We start from the raw sequence: 15,510 nt of genomic DNA on the forward strand, positions 1-15,510 counted from the left end.
CGGGGTGGTGCTGGGGACAACCGGGGCGGGGTGGCGGGTTTCCCGGCTTTTCGTCGGGTGCGATCGATACGCTGGACAAGGGCACGGCCCCCCAGGGAGGGCGGGGCTCTGGCGAGGTCGGTCGCTGCTGCGTCGTGGACACGGGTCTGCCGGCTGGGTCTCCGCCCGGAGGTGCCGCTGACTTGGGCGGGTCGTCCGGTGAGCGGCTCCAGGTGCCCACCACCCCGAAGCTCGATTGTCACTACGGCCGGTGGTACCGCGTCAAGGCGGGAAAGCGTGCCTTGACCCGGCACCACCGGCCGCGTGCTGGCTTCGGATCGGGGTGGCGGGGCGGGTCTGGGTGGGGTGCGGGTTCTGCGGGCCGCGCGTCGTTGGGAGTGGCGGGGCAGGTCTGGGTGGGGTGCGGGTTTTGCGGGCCGCGCGCCGTTCGGGGTGGCGGGGCAGGCCTGGGTGGGGTGCCGGTTTGGGCGTCCGCGTGCCGTTCGGGCCGGTGAGAAAGCTGAAACAGCGCTCCGGCTTTGCCGGACCCGCCCACGCAGCTCCGGCTTTGCCGGACCCGCCCACGCAGCTCCGGCTTTGCCGGAGCCGCCTACGCAGCAGACCCCGGCCCAGCCCGCCCCGCACCACGCGAGGCGGGCACCGACCACCGCCCTACCAGCGCGCCGGCCACACCACCTGCGCCGCCCCTTGGCCGCGCCGTACCGGCTCGGCCGCCGCCAGCCAGCGGCCGTCGCGCAACCTTTCCACGCCCGTGGCCGCTCCGATCTCCGCCGGGGCCGTCGAGAAGCCCTGGCCCCTCGCCTTGAGCTCCGCCGTCTCCGGCTGGTCCAGGAAGGCCTGCTCCACCTGGGCCGCCGCCGCGTTGCGCTGGGAGGCGCGCGGGGCCGCGATCGCCTGCTCCAACGACAGCCCGCGGTCCACGCGGCCGAGGATCACCTGGAGGACCGTCGTGATGATCGATGCTCCGCCCGGCGAGCCCGTCGCGAAGAACGGGCGGCCGTGGTCGAGGACGATCGTCGGGGCCATCGAGGAGCGCGGGCGCTTGCCCGGGCCCGGGAGGTTCGGGTCCGGGACGCCCGGGGTCACCGGCGTGAACGAGAAGTCCGTCAGCTCGTTGTTCAGCAGGAACCCGCGGCCCGGCACCACGATGCCGCTGCCACCCTCCTGCTCGATCGTCAGCGTGTACGCGACGACGTTGCCCCACTTGTCCGCCACCGTCAGGTGCGTCGTGTTCTCACCCTCGTACGGCGTCGGCGCCGCCGCGAAGCCGGTCGCGCACGGTGCCGGGTGCCGCGGGTCCGCCGGGGCGACCGGGCTGGTCGCCGCCTTGTCCTTCGAGATCAGGCAGGCCCGGCTGTCGGCGAAGCGCTGGCTCAGCAGCTCGCGCGCCGGGACGTCGATGAACGCCGGGTCGCCGATCCAGCGGTTGCGGTCGGCGAAGGCGAAGCGGGTCGACTCCAGGAAGTACTGCAGGTAGTCGGCCTTGCTCGCGTGCTCGAGGTCGAAGTTCTCGAGGATGTTGAGCGCCTCGCCGACCGTCAGCCCGCCCGAGGACGGCGCCGGTATGCCGTAGACGTCGAGACCCTCGTAACGCGCGTGCGTCGGGTCGCGCTCGATCACGTCGTACGCGGCCAGGTCGCCGGTCGTCAGCTTCCCGGGCCGGACGTTCAACGCCGACGCCGGGTCGACCGGCGGCTTCTGCACCGTCCTGGCGATGTCGGCGCCGATCGGACCGCGGTACAGCGCGTTGACGCCGGACCGCTCCAGCTGCGCGTACGTCGCGGCCAGGTCGGGGTTCCGGAAGACCGTCCCCGGTGCCGGGGGCGCGCCGCCCGGCAGGTACAGCGAGCGCGTCGACGGGAACGCCGAGAAGCGGGCCGCGTTGTTCGCGATCTGGGTCTGGAACGTCTGGTCGACGACGAAGCCGTCGCGGGCGAGCTTCTCCGCGGGCTTCAGCGACTTCGCCAGCGAGCGCGTCCCCCACTTGCGCAGCGCCTCGGCCCAGGTCGCGGGCGTGCCCGGGACGCCGACGCTCAGGCCGCTGGTGACGGCGTCGGCGAACGGGAGCGGCTGGCCGTTCTCGACGAACAGGTTCTGGTCGGCGGTCTTCGGGGCGGTTTCGCGGCCGTCCAGGGTGTGTACGCGGCGGGTCTTGGCGTCGTAGTAGACGAAGAACCCGCCGCCGCCGACGCCGGCGGAGAACGGGTCGGTGACCCCGAGCGCGGCGGCGACCGCGACGGCCGCGTCGACGGCGTTCCCGCCGTCGCGCAGGACCTGCGTGCCGATCGCGGTGGCGTCGGCGTCGATGCTGGCCACGGCACCCCCGAAGCCGACGGCGACCGGCGACTTCGGCGTGGGGGTGGCGGCGGTGGCGGGCGCGGCGACGCCGGCGGTGAGCACGGCGGCGACGGCCAGGACGAGCGTGGTGCGGCTCCAGTGCGCGGGCATGCGGGCGAGTCTGCCCCTTGGTCAAGGCAGCTTCAAGCCGTCATCCGACTTATGCACGGTTCTCGGAATCCCTCCCGGCCGCAAGACTGGACCGAGGAGATCGCTCAGCGAACGTGGAGGGAAACCCGTGCGCCTGTCCGCCCTGCTCCCCTTGCTCTCCGCCCTGCCGATGTTCGTGCTCCCCGGCGTCGCCGCGGCCGCACCGGCACCGAACTGCTTCGACACCGCCGTCCCGCTGACCGTCGAAGAGCAGCGGCTGACCGCGACGATGCCGGCCGGCGGCCCCGCGGTCGGCCCCGAGCTGGTCCGGCTGGCCGGGCTCGACCCCTTCGTCGCCGACGTCCAGCACGACCTCTGCGCCGCGCGCACCCCGCGCCGGGCCGAGCGGGTCGTCATGCAGGCCGGGGCCCGGCTGTGGCGGACGGCGGTCGACCGCGCCCAGGGCCGCACCCCCGGCCTCGGCACCCTCGACCGCTTCGACGACCGGCCGCTGTACTGGGCGCGGCTGCAGCTCAGCAGCGCGATCCGGCAGTGGCGGCCGCCCTTCGCGCTGCCGGCCTCGAAGCGGACGTCGCTGCTGGCGGCGTTCGACCGCGGATCGCGCGGCCTCGACGACGTCCGGTTCCCGCTCGGGAAGACGCGGCGGGTCATGGTGAGCGGCTTCGACCCGTTCCAGCTCGACGGCTCCGGCGTCCGGATCTCGAACCCGGCCGGGGCCTCGGCCCTGCAACTGGACGGGCGGATCCTCAGCACGCCGTCGGGGCCGGCCGTGGTGCAGGCGGTGAACTTCCCGGTCGTGTGGGGCTACTTCGACGCGGGCATCGTCGAAGCGGCCTACGGCACGGCGTTGCGCGACCGCGCGCGACGGCCGGACGTGATCATGACGATCAGCCAGGGGCGTCCGGGCCGGTTCGACATCGAACGCTGGGCCGGCGCCTGGCGCGGTGGCTTCCCGGACAACAACAACGTGCCGGTCACCGGAGGCGTGCCGCCGGCCGCGGGCTGGCCGCAGCCGGACGTCCAGTTCATCGAGACGACCCTGCCGTACGACCGGATGCTGGCCGCCCCGGCCGGCGCCTACCCGGTGAACTTCAACCCGGCGTTCTGCGTCTGGCCGGACCTGGCCCACCCGGGCGCCGGAACCCCGGTGTGCCGCTCGGACGCCCCGGCCGCCGGCGAGATCGCGGCCTCCGGCGGGGGCGGGAACTACCTGTCGAACGAATCCATGTTCCGCAGCAACCGTGTCCGCCTCGGCCTGGGGCTGACGTCGGTGGCGGGCGGGCACCTGCACACGCCGGTGCTGGGCCAGCCGACGGCCGCGGACGCCCTGACCGACGCCGATTTCGAGGCCCGCCGCCAGGCGATCGCGGCCCAGGTCCTCACCTTGACGACGGCCGCCGCGGGCGGTGCCGGCAGCGCTGCGCCGCCTGCGTCCACCGAATCGCCGCGGGTCGCGGTGGAATCGCTGCCCGGCACGGTGCTGCCGGGCTGAGCGCGGTCCCCGACTGACGGTTGTGCTCTACCTAGGCCCCATAGTAGAACTAGACCATGGCTCCGCGGATGACCCTGACCACCCAGCTCGTGCTGCGCGCGCTGCTCGCCGACCCGGCGCGGGAGATGTACGGGCTGGAGATCTGCGCCGCCGCCGAGCTGCCGAGCGGCACCATCCACCCCATCCTCGCCCGGCTCGAGGGCCTCGGCTGGCTGGAGAGCCGCTGGGAGGACGTCGATCCCCGTGAGGCCGGCCGGCCTCGCCGGCGCTTCTACCGCCTGAGCGGCGACGGCGTGACGTCCGCGCAGATCGCCCTCGCCCGTGCCGAAGCCTCGGCGGCCAAGCTCGCGCGGCTGCGCCCGGGGCTGGCCGGCGGTGCGCGATGAGACGCCGCCACCGGACCGCCCGGGACGCCGAAGACCTGGCCCTGGCGCGGCGCCTCGCGGACGTGCTCGAACAGGTGCAGCGCCAGGACGACAACGTCGCCGAGCTGGCCGAAGCGTGCAAGCTGGCCCGCGAGCTGTCGAAGAACCGGGCGCTGGCGTTCGCCCCGCAGCGCGAACTCACCCGCCGGCTGGCCGCCCAGCTCGACCTGGCCTACGACCTGGCCGTCTCCGAGGACTTCGACACCGCGGTGCACCTGGCGTGGGCCGCGGACGCCCAGGCCGTGGCCGCCCTGCTCGCGGACCGGACCCGGGAACGGGAGGAGTCCGTCATCGCGGCGCGGGAAGCGGTCGTGGCGACCCGGCGCGCCCGGGCGGAACTGCACAACCGGGTCGACGCCGCCCGCCAGTACGTCTCGCCGCTGGGGAGCGATCCGGTCGGGGAAGCCCGGGTCGCGGTCGCCAAGGTCATCCGGCGGCTGGCGCGCGGCGCCGCGACGGCCGGGCGGCCGGGCCTGGTCTGCCGGAACCTGCTGGGCCTGGCGCTGCAGGTGCTGCCGCTCGCCGAGCGGCCCCGGTTCGCGGAGGAGTTCCGCGGTGAAGCGGCCGTCCTCCCCCGCGGCCAAGCCCGCTACGCGGCCCGGCAGCTGCTGCACGCGTGGTCGCTGCGCCGGGCCCTGCGCCGCGCCCGGCCGGACCGGAGCCGATCGTGACGAGCCGGCCGGACAACGCCTACACCGCGCTCGTGCGCCACGTCATCGACGACGGCGCCCGCACGTTCCGGACCGCCCTGCTCGTCCTCGTGCTGGCGCTGGCCGTGGTCGGCATCATCGTCAGCGTGGCGCTGACCTCGGGCAGCCTGGGAACGGCCGCGGTGGCGGCGACCGCGCTCATCGGCGGGGCCGCCCGCGCGCTCCGGCGGCGGTGACGGCTCACCCGCCGCGCAAGCCACGTCGCAGCCGCCAAGCTCCAGCCACCAGCCGCAGTGCGTACGCCGCCCGCTGCCGGCCGGTCAGTTCGGCCAGCTCGGCGTGGAATTCCTCGGCGTAGCGACGCCGGTGCGCCGACGGGACCAGGGCCACGGCCGCCGCCACCAGGCGCCGGGTCGCCGGGCCCGCGACGGCGGCGTTCCGGGCGCTGGTGACGCAGCCGAGGAGCGCCCGCCCGAGCCGCCGGCCTTCGTCGTCGTCGAAGATCGCGAGTTCGCGGACGCGGGCCTGGGCGGCGACACCGAGGCGGTCGAGGGCCCGGACGCGCTCGCCGGTCCGGCTCGCCGCCAGGGCGACGTCGACGGCGTCGATGAGGGCGCGGGTGAGGACGACGTCGAGCGCGTCGTCGCGGAACCGGGGCACGTCGAGCGCGCACGCGAGGTCGCGCGCCCGGCGGAGGTCGGCGACCGCGCTCATCCGCGATGCTCCACAGTGGACTCCTAGCTGGTGTGCTCGATGGCGATGCGCCGTCCCGGCTTGCCCTCGGTGTAGCGGATGATCCCGACCGTCTGCCGGTCCGGGAGGCCGCGCTCGGTGAAGCGGAGGTCCTCCTCGGCACCCGGAACCGACAGCGGACCGTGGAGGTTGCCCAGCTGGGTGCGGGCGGCCGTCGCGGCGGAGTACCGGCCCTTCGGCGCGGTCCGGTACGCCGTCACCATCGTGAGCAGGGCGTCGTGCAGGGAGATCGCGTCCGCGGCGGCGGCGCCGGCCGGGTCCGAGCCGGTGCCGGCGAACGCTTCCCGGTACCGCTGGTACCGCGGTGACGTCTCGCCGTCCGGGCCGGCCAGCGCCGACCAGCCGGCCGGGACGAACGCGGTGACCGACACCTTCCCGGCCGCGAGCTCGGCCCGCAGTTCGCGGCCGAGGTGCTCGTCGACGGATTCCGGGACGTACACCTCGACCGGGTCGGTGCACGACCGGGTGGCGACCGACGCCAGGAAGGCCGGGAGATCGGCCGTGCGCCCGGCGAAGAACACGGATTCGGCGCGGGTGGCGCAAATCCCCTGGGTGACGACCGCGAACCCGGCCGGCGACGCGTTCCCGGAGAGGTAGCTGAACGTTTCCAGCGGGCTCGACCGGCCGCCGAGCTGGTCGGCGAGGTCCGCCCGCAGCGACCGCGCGTAGAGGTTGCCGGGGTCCGCGTCGGCGACCAGCACCCGCGGCCGCCACTGCGCCTGGGTGGCGACGTAGCGGCTCATCACCGCCACGAGCTGCCGGTTGGCGGGCCGCACCCGGACCACGCCCGGCAGGGTGGTGGCGTCGAAGTCGTCCGCGGTGGCGATCCCGGCGACCACGGGCAGGCCGCGTGCGCTCAGCGCGCGGACCGCGTCGAGGGTCGACGCCGAGCTGATCCCCAGTCCGATCACCCCCACCGGACCGCTCGTGGCCAGCTGCCCGACCACCGGTTCCCACGCGGCCCCCGACGCGCCGGTGTTGGCCAGCAGCAGCTTGACCCGCGGCTCGGCCCGGTTGGCCTCGACCTGGGCCGTGTACGCGCCTTCGAGCTGGTGCCGCATCGAGTCGACGGTGAGCGCGCCCGTGCCGGCCACCGGGAACGGGGCGAGGAACGCCACGGTGACCCCGGATCCGCCGACTCGCTGGTTCTCCTCGGCGATCCGGCGTTCGACCGCGGCCAGCTCCGGCCGGAACACGTAGCTGCCGTCGGTGACGCCGACGCACTCGTCGCCGAACGACACGCTGTTCGACGGCTGCAGCCCACGGGGACAAGGCCCGGACCACAGATCCCGGGTGAGGATCGCCACCGACGAGCCGGCGACGAGGACGGCCGCGGTCGCGACGGCCACCAGCCGGCGGCGCGTCCGGCGGCGGCGGGCCGTGCTCGCGTCGAGGAATTCCCGCGACAGCGCCGGCAGCGGCGGCTCGTCCGGTCCGGCCAGCTCGCCGGCGAGCGCCAGCCGGGTGCCCCGGTACAGCAGGCCGGGCCGCCGGTCCGCCTGCTGCCAGCGCTCCGCCGCAGCAGCCAGGCTCCGCCGGACCAGCAGCGACTGGCGGCCCTCCTCCAGCCACGCCCGCAGCCGCGGCCACGCCTGGAGGACGGCACTGTGCGCGAGCGCGAGCGCGTCGCCGTCCACGACGACCAGCCCGGCCGCGACCAGGGCGTCCACCACCGGTTCGGCACCCGGCCCGAGGTCGTCGAGCAGGGTGTCCCGCGGAACCAGCCGGCGGGTGATGGCCGTTCCCTCGCCGACCGCCGCCATCCGCAGCACCAGCGTGCGCAACACCGCGCGCCCCGGCTCGTCGAGCCCGGCGTGCACCTGCTCGGCCGAGGTCTCCACGGCCCGGGCCACCCGGCCGGACCGGGCGTACCCGGTGACCGTCAGCAGCCGCCCCCGGCGGTGCACCCACGTCTCGCGCAGGGCGTGCGCCAGCAGCGGCAGCACTTCGCCCTGCTGCAGGTCGAGCCCGTCGCCGCGGTCCGCCGCGAGGGCTTCGGCCTGGGCTTGGACGTCCTGGAGGACGATCGGCACCAGCCCGGCCTGCAAGGTCAGTCCCGCGGCCGCGGCCGGTGCCTGGACCGCCGTGCCGAGCTCGTCGCCCGAAAGCGGGCCGAGGAGGACCTGGTTGCGCTCCAGCGCTTCCCGCAAGGCCGGGAACGCCAGGCAGTGCCGGTAGAAATCGGCCCGCAGCCCCAGCAGCACCACGGCGTCGCCCAGCCCGCCGGTGAGGGCCGCGACAAAGCTCTCCCGGTCCTCCGGGTCGGCGCACTCGGTGAAGATCTCCTCGAACTGGTCGACGACCAGCAGCACCGGCGCCGTCCCGCGGTCGCCCAGCGCCGCGTACAGCGCGGACAGCGGGCGCGGGCCCGGCGTCATCAGCACCGGGATGCGCTCCACGCCACCGAAGTCGCCGCCGGCGAGCCCGGCCGCGACCCCGGCGCGGATCAGCGACGACTTGCCCACGCCCGACGGCCCGACCAGGACCAGCGGCGGATCGCCCGGCTGCGCTTTGCCGATCCGGTCGAGCACTTCGCGGGTCTCACGGGTGCGGCCGAAGAACCAGGCCGTGTCGCCGACGTCGAACGCGGCCAGCCCGCGGTAGGGGCAGACGTCCGTGGCACCGGTCGCGGCGGCGGAGTCCTCGCGGCCGTCCTGGTCCGCACCGAGCCGGTACGCCGGGTTGGGTGCGAGCACGAACCCGTCGGCGACCTCGGTGGCGAGCCGGCGGGGACGGGGAAAGCCGCGCGCGAGCAGCATTTCGCGGAGGTAGGCGTGCACGTGCTGCAGCGTCAGGTCGCGGGGGCCGTCCGGATCGCCCTCGGTGAGCAGGCGGATCAGCTCCCCGCCGAACGCGGTGTGCCGCTCCCCGACCGGCGCCAGCGCGGCTTCGTTCGCCCCGGCCGCCGTCAGGACGTACCCGCCGTGGATCCGCGACAACCCGGTCGCCTCGGTGCCCGCCGCGTTCCCCAGCGTCGTGAACGCACGCCCGGAGTAGCAGCAGTCCAGGACGACGATCTTCACGCGCGCCGGGCTTTCCAGCACCGCGTTGCGCACCTGGGCGTAGGGCGCCGCGGTGTGCGCCAGGTACCCGGCGCGTCGGTCGGTCGCGGCCGTGGCCAAATAGAGGTCGCCGTCCAGCGAAACCAGCCCGTGGCCGCAGAAGTAGATCAGCAGCGCGTCTTCCGCGGCCGCGGTCTCTTCCGCGAGCGCCTCCCCGAACGCGAACGGCTGCGCCGGGTCGAGCAGGACCCGGACGTTGCCCGCCGCCATCCCGCACCGCTCGACCAGCACCGCGGCCAGGTCGACGAGCGTCGTGCGCACGGCCGGGATCGCGTCCAGCCCGTCGGCGCCGGGGCTCCCGGTCGCGCACCCGGTTCCGATCAGGACCGCCCGGGCGCGGGCACCACGCAGGTCAGCCACGCCGCCTCGCCGTGGCCCGCCGGCCATTCCCGCTGTCACCCACGCAGAGCAGTATCTCTCCGCGGCCACCCAGCGTTACAGCATTCCGGCGCTCTCCCACCGGCTGCGTCCACAATGGGTGATACACCCACCCGAAATCGGATCCATCACGGAATTCCGTTCGCATTTCTGCCGCGGGAACCCGGTCGTACACTGGCCGGATGGGCGAGCAGGAGCAGCGGGCACTCGATTCCCTCTACGCGATCGACAATGTGGTGTCGATCGATATCACGATGCCGCCGGGCGACTGGGACGCCGTGCGCACCGAGCAGCCCGCCGGCGGGGTGTGCAACTTCGACTGGACCGGCGGGAGCCGTTACACCTGGCGGAAGGCGACCTCGGTCGAGGTGTCCGGGACGAAGTTCCCCGCGCGGACGTCGTTCGCCGACGTCGGGATCAAGAAGAAGTCCTTCTGCGGCTCGCTCAGCAGCAGCAAACCCTGCCTGCACCTCGACTTCGGGAAGTTCTCCGACGCGAACAAGGATCCGGTCCGGAAGCTGATCGGGTCGCGGTACCTGACGCTCAACAATTCCGTCCAGGACCTCTCCTATCTCCGGCAGCTGCTCGGCTACAAACTGTTCGAGCTCGCCGGTCTCCCCCATTCGCGCGGCAATTACGCCCAGGTGCGCGTGAACGGCGTGCCGATCGGGCAGAGCATCGCCGGGGTGAACGGTCCCGGTGTCTTCGTGAACGTCGAGCCGATCATGCCGCGGTACCTCGAGCGCAACTTCGGCAACCTGAACGGCAACCTCTACGAACTGGAGCACAAGGACGACTTCGTCGCCGCGCGGCTGCCGTTCATCGGCGTGGAATCGCTGTCGAAGTTCGACGACAAGGCCGACCTGCGGTTCGCCATCGACCACCTCGCCGCGCACGGGGTGGCCGGGGCCGCCGAGGTCTTCGACCTCGACCAGTTCGTCAAGATCTACGCGATGGAATTCTTCCTCAAGCACTGGGACGGCTATTCCCGCAACACCAACAACACCTACGTGTACAACGACGTGGACGCGGTCGCCCGGCCGGGCGTGGCCGACATCGACTTCAAGCTGATCCCGTGGGGCCTCGACCAGACCCTCCAGCCCGCCCGGCACTTCCGGCTCGACACCGCCGGGCTGCTCGCCAAGCTCGTGCGCGAAGACGCCGGACGGCGGGCGCAGGTCCTCGCCCAGGTCCGCGAGTACCGCGACACCGTCTTCGGCTTCCGGACCCACCGGGAGGTGCTGCAGCCGCTGCTCGACGGGATGGCGACGCTGCTGACCGGCCTCGGCGTGCCGGACGTGCCGGCGCAGCTCACCGCCGTGCGCAAGCAGCTGCGGCTGGCCACCTCGGCCGGCTACCTCTGCGGCGGCCTGCCCGGCGCCGACGGCGCGTACGTCCGCGAGGACGTCACCAACGAATGCCTGCACGCCAGCGGCAGCGAGACCATCCCGGCCACGGCGGCGGAACCGGGCGGCGGCGAGGTCGTCCACCGGTGGCGGCCGGCGAACGTCGACGACACGGACCTGTGGTGCTTCGCCCCGCTCGGCGGCGGGCAGTCGATCGCGAGCAAGGCGACCGGCCGGTTCCTCCACGCGACCACCACGACGTCGAGCCAGGGCCACCAGCTGCTGTGCACGCGCGCGGCGGACAACGCCGCCCACGCCGAGGAGTTCTCGGTGACGCCGGTCGACCCGGTCGGTGATCCGTTCACGTCCAGCGGGTTTTTCACGGTGACGAGCGTCCGGACCGGGCTGGGCGCGGCGTTCGGCACGGATCCCACGGCGGCCGGGAAACTGCGGGTCCACCAGGACCCCGGCCCGTCGAAACTGTACTTCTCCTGACTCAGAGAACCGCGTAGCCGCCGGCGTCGTCGACGATCAGGATCCGGCGGCGGCCGTCGATCGTGAACGACGTGACGCCTTCGGGTTTCGCGCTGCGGTGAAAGGTGATCCCGAGCAGCGCGGCGTGATCGTCGGCCCGGTTCCAGGTGGCGAGCCGGAACGGTGTGTCGCCGTGGCTGGTCGAACGGCCGAGCAGGAGCAGGAAATCGCCGGCCCCGGAAATGTCGCGGATCCCGCGCGTCACGGCCGGCTCGGGCAGCCGCACGGGGATCAGCTCCGGCTGCCCCAGCGACGCGGTCGTCCACCGCGCCCCGCCGACGTCGACGGGCACCCGGACCAGCGTGACCCGGCCCGGGTGCGCCGGGCCCCGCAGGCCGAACAGCAACGCGCTTCCGTCCCAGGCCAGGCCTTCCACGTTGAGGCCGCCTTCATCCGGTGCCCGCCGCCCGGCGTCGGCCAGCGCGGGAACACGGTCGAGCAGCCAGTCCCGGAACCCGGCCATCGGCTCGGCGGGCAGGTCGCCGTGGGGGACGTACCGCACGCGCACCAGGCCGTCGCAGATCCGGTCCCTCTCCGCGATGCACAGCGAAGAAGCGACGACGAGCACGATTTCCCCGTGCACGTCGACCCGGGTGAGGCCTTCGGGATCACGCAGCATTCCCTTGCCCACCCCGGCCAGGGGCCGCCGGTGAATCCGTTCGACCGTGCCGACGGCGGAATCGAACGTCATTTCGAACAATGCGGTGGGGTCTTTGTTGTCGACGAAGACGAACCGCCGGGAACCCACCCGCACCACCCCGGAAGCGTTGTACGGCACGTCGCCGTTGCGCTCCGGGAAAGGGATCGGCCGGACTTTCGCCATCCACCCAAAATACCGCCGATCAGCCCGATCCTTGCCCGATCAGCTGCGACGGATTCCGGGCCGGACGGCGCAGATAGGCTCGGATCTTCGCGATGTCGACGCGGTCCTTGGGGCGCAGCAGCTCCAATTTGTAGCGGAGCACATCACCCGGGCGCGCCCAGCGAAGTCCCCCGATGACCTCCGCACCGTCCATCAGTTCGCCGACGTCCCACTGGGGCGTGATCCACCCGGCGGAGAACTGGATCCGACCGCCGCAGAACTGCCAGACGGGGTCCCCGCTGTAGGCGCCCACCCCCGGCGTGCCGGTGCGCTTCGCCCAGGTCAAGACGTCGCCCCGGGCCACCACGTCCAGGTCGCGGATGGTCGTCCGCAGCCCGTGCGCCAGCAGGGGCGCGCTGCCGAAGACGACGAACTGATCGGGATCGAGGTCCAGCGCCACGAGTTCGCGGACCAGCCGGTTCCGGAAGAGCCGGTCCGCCTCAGGAGTGGTCGGCACGGCTGTTCCTTTGCGTCGGTTTGCGGAAGGGGCCACGCCCGAGCAGGCCGACCAATGCGGTGATGATCGCGGGCCGCTCCGCCGGTTTGCTGTTCCTCAGCGCGGCTTTGAACATCAGGAGCCGGACGACCTGGTGCACGATGGTCCCGAGCACCACCACGGCGAGCGCCCAGAAGCTCGAAGTGTGTTCCAGCATGGTGAGCACAGCCGGTCACCACGACGAGGTGGGGTGGCCGCCGGCGATCCGGCGCAGGGCATCGGCATCGGTGATGCGAAGCAGGAGCCGTCCGGTGTCGACCAGGCCGCTTTCCTTGAAGACGCGAACGATCTTCTTCGTCGCTTCCAGGGAGGAGCCGCTGAGCGAGGCTAGGTCCTTCTGGCTCAACCGGACGGTCGGGACGCCATCGACGATCTCGCAGATGTCGTTGCGGATGAGCTCGGTCAGGGCCTTGGCGATCCGCCGTTCCATCGCGAGGTCGGAATCCGAGATCTTCCGCGTCGCCTGCGCGAGCCGCTTGCGCACCGCCGCGTGCAGGGCTCGCTCGGCCCGGCGGTGCTGGTCGAGGAACTTCAGCAATTCGGCCGCGGGCACATGAAGCACCTCGACGTCACCCCAGGCGATCACGGTGGCCGAGCGCGGCTCGTCGTCGATGACGCCGAGTTCCCCGACTGTTTCCCCCGGTCCGCGGAACGCGATGATGCGAGCCGGCTGGCCGGACGTGACCTTCACGTGCCCCTTCCGGATCAGCAGCAGGAAGTCGCTGGCCTCGCCTTCCCGCATGAAGACGTGGCCGTCGCCGCGCCGGAGAACGCTGCCCGCCCCTTCGAGGGTGTGGATCTCCTCCTCGTCCAGGAGCCATCTACTCTCGTCAACGGGAACTCCTGCCATGGATTGAGTGTACGAATACACCTTGATCGAGGCAAGAGGACCTAGATCAGGTCCAGCGGATCCAGCTGGATGCGGATCGGTTCCGTGGCCTTCTTGGCGTCGCGGCGGGCCGCGGCCGCGTGGATCGACGCCGCCAGGGCCTTGCCCTCCGCGCGGGACACGCGGACCAGCGCCCTCTCCCGCTCGGCGTTGCCCTCCTCGTCCACCTCGCCGATCGGGACCGGGCCCAGGACTTCGCCGGACGGCGGCAGCGGGAGGTCCGCCAGGAGCGCCGCCACCGCGTCCGGGCCGCCCTCCACGCTCGCCATCCGCATCGCCGGGGGGAAGCCCAGCTCGCGGCGCTCCGCCAGCTCCTGGGCCGCGTGCCAGGCCGGGTCCCAGCGGACCAGGGCCTGGACCACGGGCAGGCCCGCCTCGGCCCCGACGATCACCCGGCCGCCCGAGGCCGCCGGACGGACCAGCGCCGCCGCCGCCATCCAGCGGCGCAGGGTCTCTTCGCCCGCGCGCAGGTCCTGACGGCCCAGCAGCGCCCAGCCGTCCAGCAGCAGGGCTGCGCCGTAGCCGCCTTCCGCCACCGGCTCCGCTCCCGGCGTGCACACCACGAGGGCCGGTTTGCCCGGCACCGACTCCAGGACCTCCGCCGCCCCCGACGTCCGGACCGGGACGCCCGGGAACGCGCGCCCGAGCTCTTCGGCCGTCCGCTTCGCGCCGACGATCACCGCGCGCAGCCGGACCGAGCCGCACGCCGTGCAGCGGAACGCCGTTTCGGGGACGCCGCACCAGCGGCACGCCGGGGGTTTCGGCTGCCCGTCGAGCGAGCCGCCGGGCAGGGCCAGCGGGCCCGCGCACCGGCGGCAGTGCGCGGGTGTCCGGCAGTTTCCGCAGGCCAGACCGGGGACGTACCCGCGCCGCGGGACCTGGACCAGCGCCGGGAGGTCCGCGGCGAACGCCTGGCGGGCCGCCTCGAACGCCACCGCCGGCAGGCGGGCGACCCGGGCGGCCTCGTCGCGGGCGACGTCGAAGTCCTCGCCGACGGGCGTGACCCGCGGGGCCGCGGACCGCAGTGTCGTGCGGTCCGCCAGCACCGGAGCGGCCCAGCCGGACTCGACGAGCAGCTGGGCCTCCGCCGTCCGGGCGAACCCGCCGACCAGCAGGGACGCCTTCGCCGCGTGCGCGCGGTCCATCAGGACGTCGCGGACGTGCGGGTACGGGGCGTGCTGGTCGAGGTGCAGGTCGTCGCCGTCGTCCCAGACCACGAACAGGCCGGGGTCGTGGACCGGCGCGAACATCGCCGCCCGCGTGCCGACGACCACCCGCACCGCGCCGCGCAGCACGGCCAGCCAGCGCCGGTACCGCTCGGCGGGCCCGAGCCCGGCGATCAGCGCGACCACGGCGTCCTCGCCCACGACGGCCGCGCAGGCCGCGTGCACCCGGGTCAGGTCCCGGTGGTCCGGCACCACCAGCACCGCGCCGCGCCCCTGAGCGGCGACCGTGCCGGCGGCCTCGGCGAGCCGGCGTGGCCAGTCTTCGCCCGGCAGGGCCTGCCAGACGGCGTTCGCGGGCTTCCCCTCCCCCAGGGCCTCCAGGAAGGCCGGGCCGCGCTGGTAGCGCGCCCAGGCCGCGGTGTCCGGCGGCTCGGGCGCGGCCGCGGGCGGCAGCGGCGGCTCGCCCTCGGCCTTGGCGTGCCGGGGCGGGAGCGCGAGCCGCAGGACGTCGGAGAGCGTGCCGCCGTAGCGGTCGGCGACCGCCCGGCAGACCGCGTGCAGCGACGGCGGCAGCACCGGCTCGGCCGACGTCACGCGGTCGAGGAAGGCCAGCTTGCTGCCGTAGTCGCTGGTCTCGCCGCGTTCGATCAGGTAGCCGTCGACGAGCTGCCCGGCGAACCGGACGCGGACGCGGCAGCCCGGCACGGCGGTCTCGTGCAGCTTCTCCGGCACCAGGTAGTCGAAGGTGCGGTCCAGGTGGGCCAGCGGGATGTCGACGACGACCCGCGCGACCGGCCGCTCGGGCGCGGGCGACTGGGCCCCCTTCGCCTTCTCCCCCGGCTTCGGCTTCTTCCGGGCGCGCGAGGGTGCCGCCCGGGGCGCGGGCGGCTGCTCCGGGAGGTCCCAGAGGGCTGCGGGCTCGGAACTGCTCACGCCCTGATCTCTACCAGACCCCACCGACACCCCTGCCGCCGCCGGTCGTGAGTGGTAACGCGGGTTCGAACCCGCG

13 protein-coding genes are annotated in these 15,510 nt (G+C 73.8%); 5 read left to right on the top strand and 8 right to left on the bottom strand.

Going from position 1 to position 15,510, the window contains the following annotated elements; genetic code table 11:
- Positions 1–651: 651 nt before the first annotated feature.
- The gene (ggt, locus tag ACWEVN_RS27345; protein WP_452053199.1) at positions 652–2,448 is read right to left on the bottom strand and encodes a gamma-glutamyltransferase; all 1,797 of its coding nucleotides are present in this window, start codon (positions 2,446–2,448) and stop codon (positions 652–654) included.
- A 127-nt stretch (positions 2,449–2,575) separates the two neighbouring features.
- Here ggt and ACWEVN_RS27350 point away from each other — a divergent pair, with 127 nt between their 5' ends.
- The 4 genes from ACWEVN_RS27350 (at position 2,576) to ACWEVN_RS27365 (ending at position 5,251) form a co-directional block, all read left to right on the top strand.
- Entirely contained in the window at positions 2,576–3,940 is a 1,365-nt protein-coding gene (locus ACWEVN_RS27350) for a hypothetical protein (protein WP_452053200.1), read from the top strand.
- A gap of 68 nt (positions 3,941–4,008) precedes the next feature.
- The gene (locus ACWEVN_RS27355; protein WP_452053201.1) at positions 4,009–4,326 is read left to right on the top strand and encodes a PadR family transcriptional regulator; all 318 of its coding nucleotides are present in this window, start codon (positions 4,009–4,011) and stop codon (positions 4,324–4,326) included.
- Positions 4,323–5,036 carry a hypothetical protein gene (locus ACWEVN_RS27360; protein ID WP_452053202.1) on the top strand — a complete coding sequence of 238 codons (714 nt, stop codon included), beginning with the start codon at positions 4,323–4,325 and terminating at the stop codon, positions 5,034–5,036. The genes ACWEVN_RS27355 and ACWEVN_RS27360 overlap by 4 nt, the downstream gene beginning before the upstream one ends.
- On the top strand, positions 5,033–5,251 hold the full coding sequence (locus tag ACWEVN_RS27365; protein ID WP_452053203.1) for a hypothetical protein: 219 nt from the start codon (positions 5,033–5,035) through the stop codon (positions 5,249–5,251). The genes ACWEVN_RS27360 and ACWEVN_RS27365 overlap by 4 nt, the downstream gene beginning before the upstream one ends.
- A 4-nt stretch (positions 5,252–5,255) precedes the next feature.
- Here ACWEVN_RS27365 and ACWEVN_RS27370 read toward each other — a convergent pair whose 3' ends face one another.
- Positions 5,256–5,729: a hypothetical protein gene (locus ACWEVN_RS27370; protein WP_452053204.1), complete on the bottom strand. Its 474-nt coding sequence runs from the start codon at positions 5,727–5,729 to the stop codon at positions 5,256–5,258.
- Positions 5,730–5,752: 23 nt separating this feature from the next.
- Positions 5,753–9,190 (bottom strand): caspase, EACC1-associated type, encoded by a 3,438-nt coding sequence (locus tag ACWEVN_RS27375; protein ID WP_452053205.1) that lies wholly within the window; start codon positions 9,188–9,190, stop codon positions 5,753–5,755.
- Positions 9,191–9,390: 200 nt separating this feature from the next.
- Between ACWEVN_RS27375 and ACWEVN_RS27380 the strand changes: the two genes are divergently transcribed.
- On the top strand, positions 9,391–11,049 hold the full coding sequence (locus ACWEVN_RS27380; protein WP_452053206.1) for a CotH kinase family protein: 1,659 nt from the start codon (positions 9,391–9,393) through the stop codon (positions 11,047–11,049).
- A 1-nt stretch (position 11,050) separates the two neighbouring features.
- Here ACWEVN_RS27380 and ACWEVN_RS27385 read toward each other — a convergent pair whose 3' ends face one another.
- From ACWEVN_RS27385 to ACWEVN_RS27405, 5 genes are read right to left on the bottom strand one after another with little or no spacing between them, the layout of a single operon-like run.
- A complete protein-coding gene (locus ACWEVN_RS27385; protein WP_452053207.1) occupies positions 11,051–11,911 on the bottom strand; it encodes a DUF3616 domain-containing protein in 861 nt (286 codons plus the stop codon).
- Between the two features lie 19 nt (positions 11,912–11,930).
- A complete protein-coding gene (locus ACWEVN_RS27390) occupies positions 11,931–12,407 on the bottom strand; it encodes a hypothetical protein (RefSeq protein WP_449687859.1) in 477 nt (158 codons plus the stop codon).
- Positions 12,391–12,612 carry a hypothetical protein gene (locus ACWEVN_RS27395; protein WP_449687860.1) on the bottom strand — a complete coding sequence of 74 codons (222 nt, stop codon included), beginning with the start codon at positions 12,610–12,612 and terminating at the stop codon, positions 12,391–12,393. Before ACWEVN_RS27395 ends, ACWEVN_RS27390 begins: the two co-directional genes overlap by 17 nt.
- 6 nt (positions 12,613–12,618) lie before the next feature.
- Entirely contained in the window at positions 12,619–13,296 is a 678-nt protein-coding gene (locus tag ACWEVN_RS27400) for a Crp/Fnr family transcriptional regulator (protein WP_452053208.1), read from the bottom strand.
- Between the two features lie 41 nt (positions 13,297–13,337).
- Entirely contained in the window at positions 13,338–15,434 is a 2,097-nt protein-coding gene (locus tag ACWEVN_RS27405) for a primosomal protein N' (protein ID WP_452053209.1), read from the bottom strand.
- Positions 15,435–15,510: the final 76 nt, after the last annotated feature.

Source organism: Amycolatopsis sp. NPDC003861 (assembly GCF_053605405.1).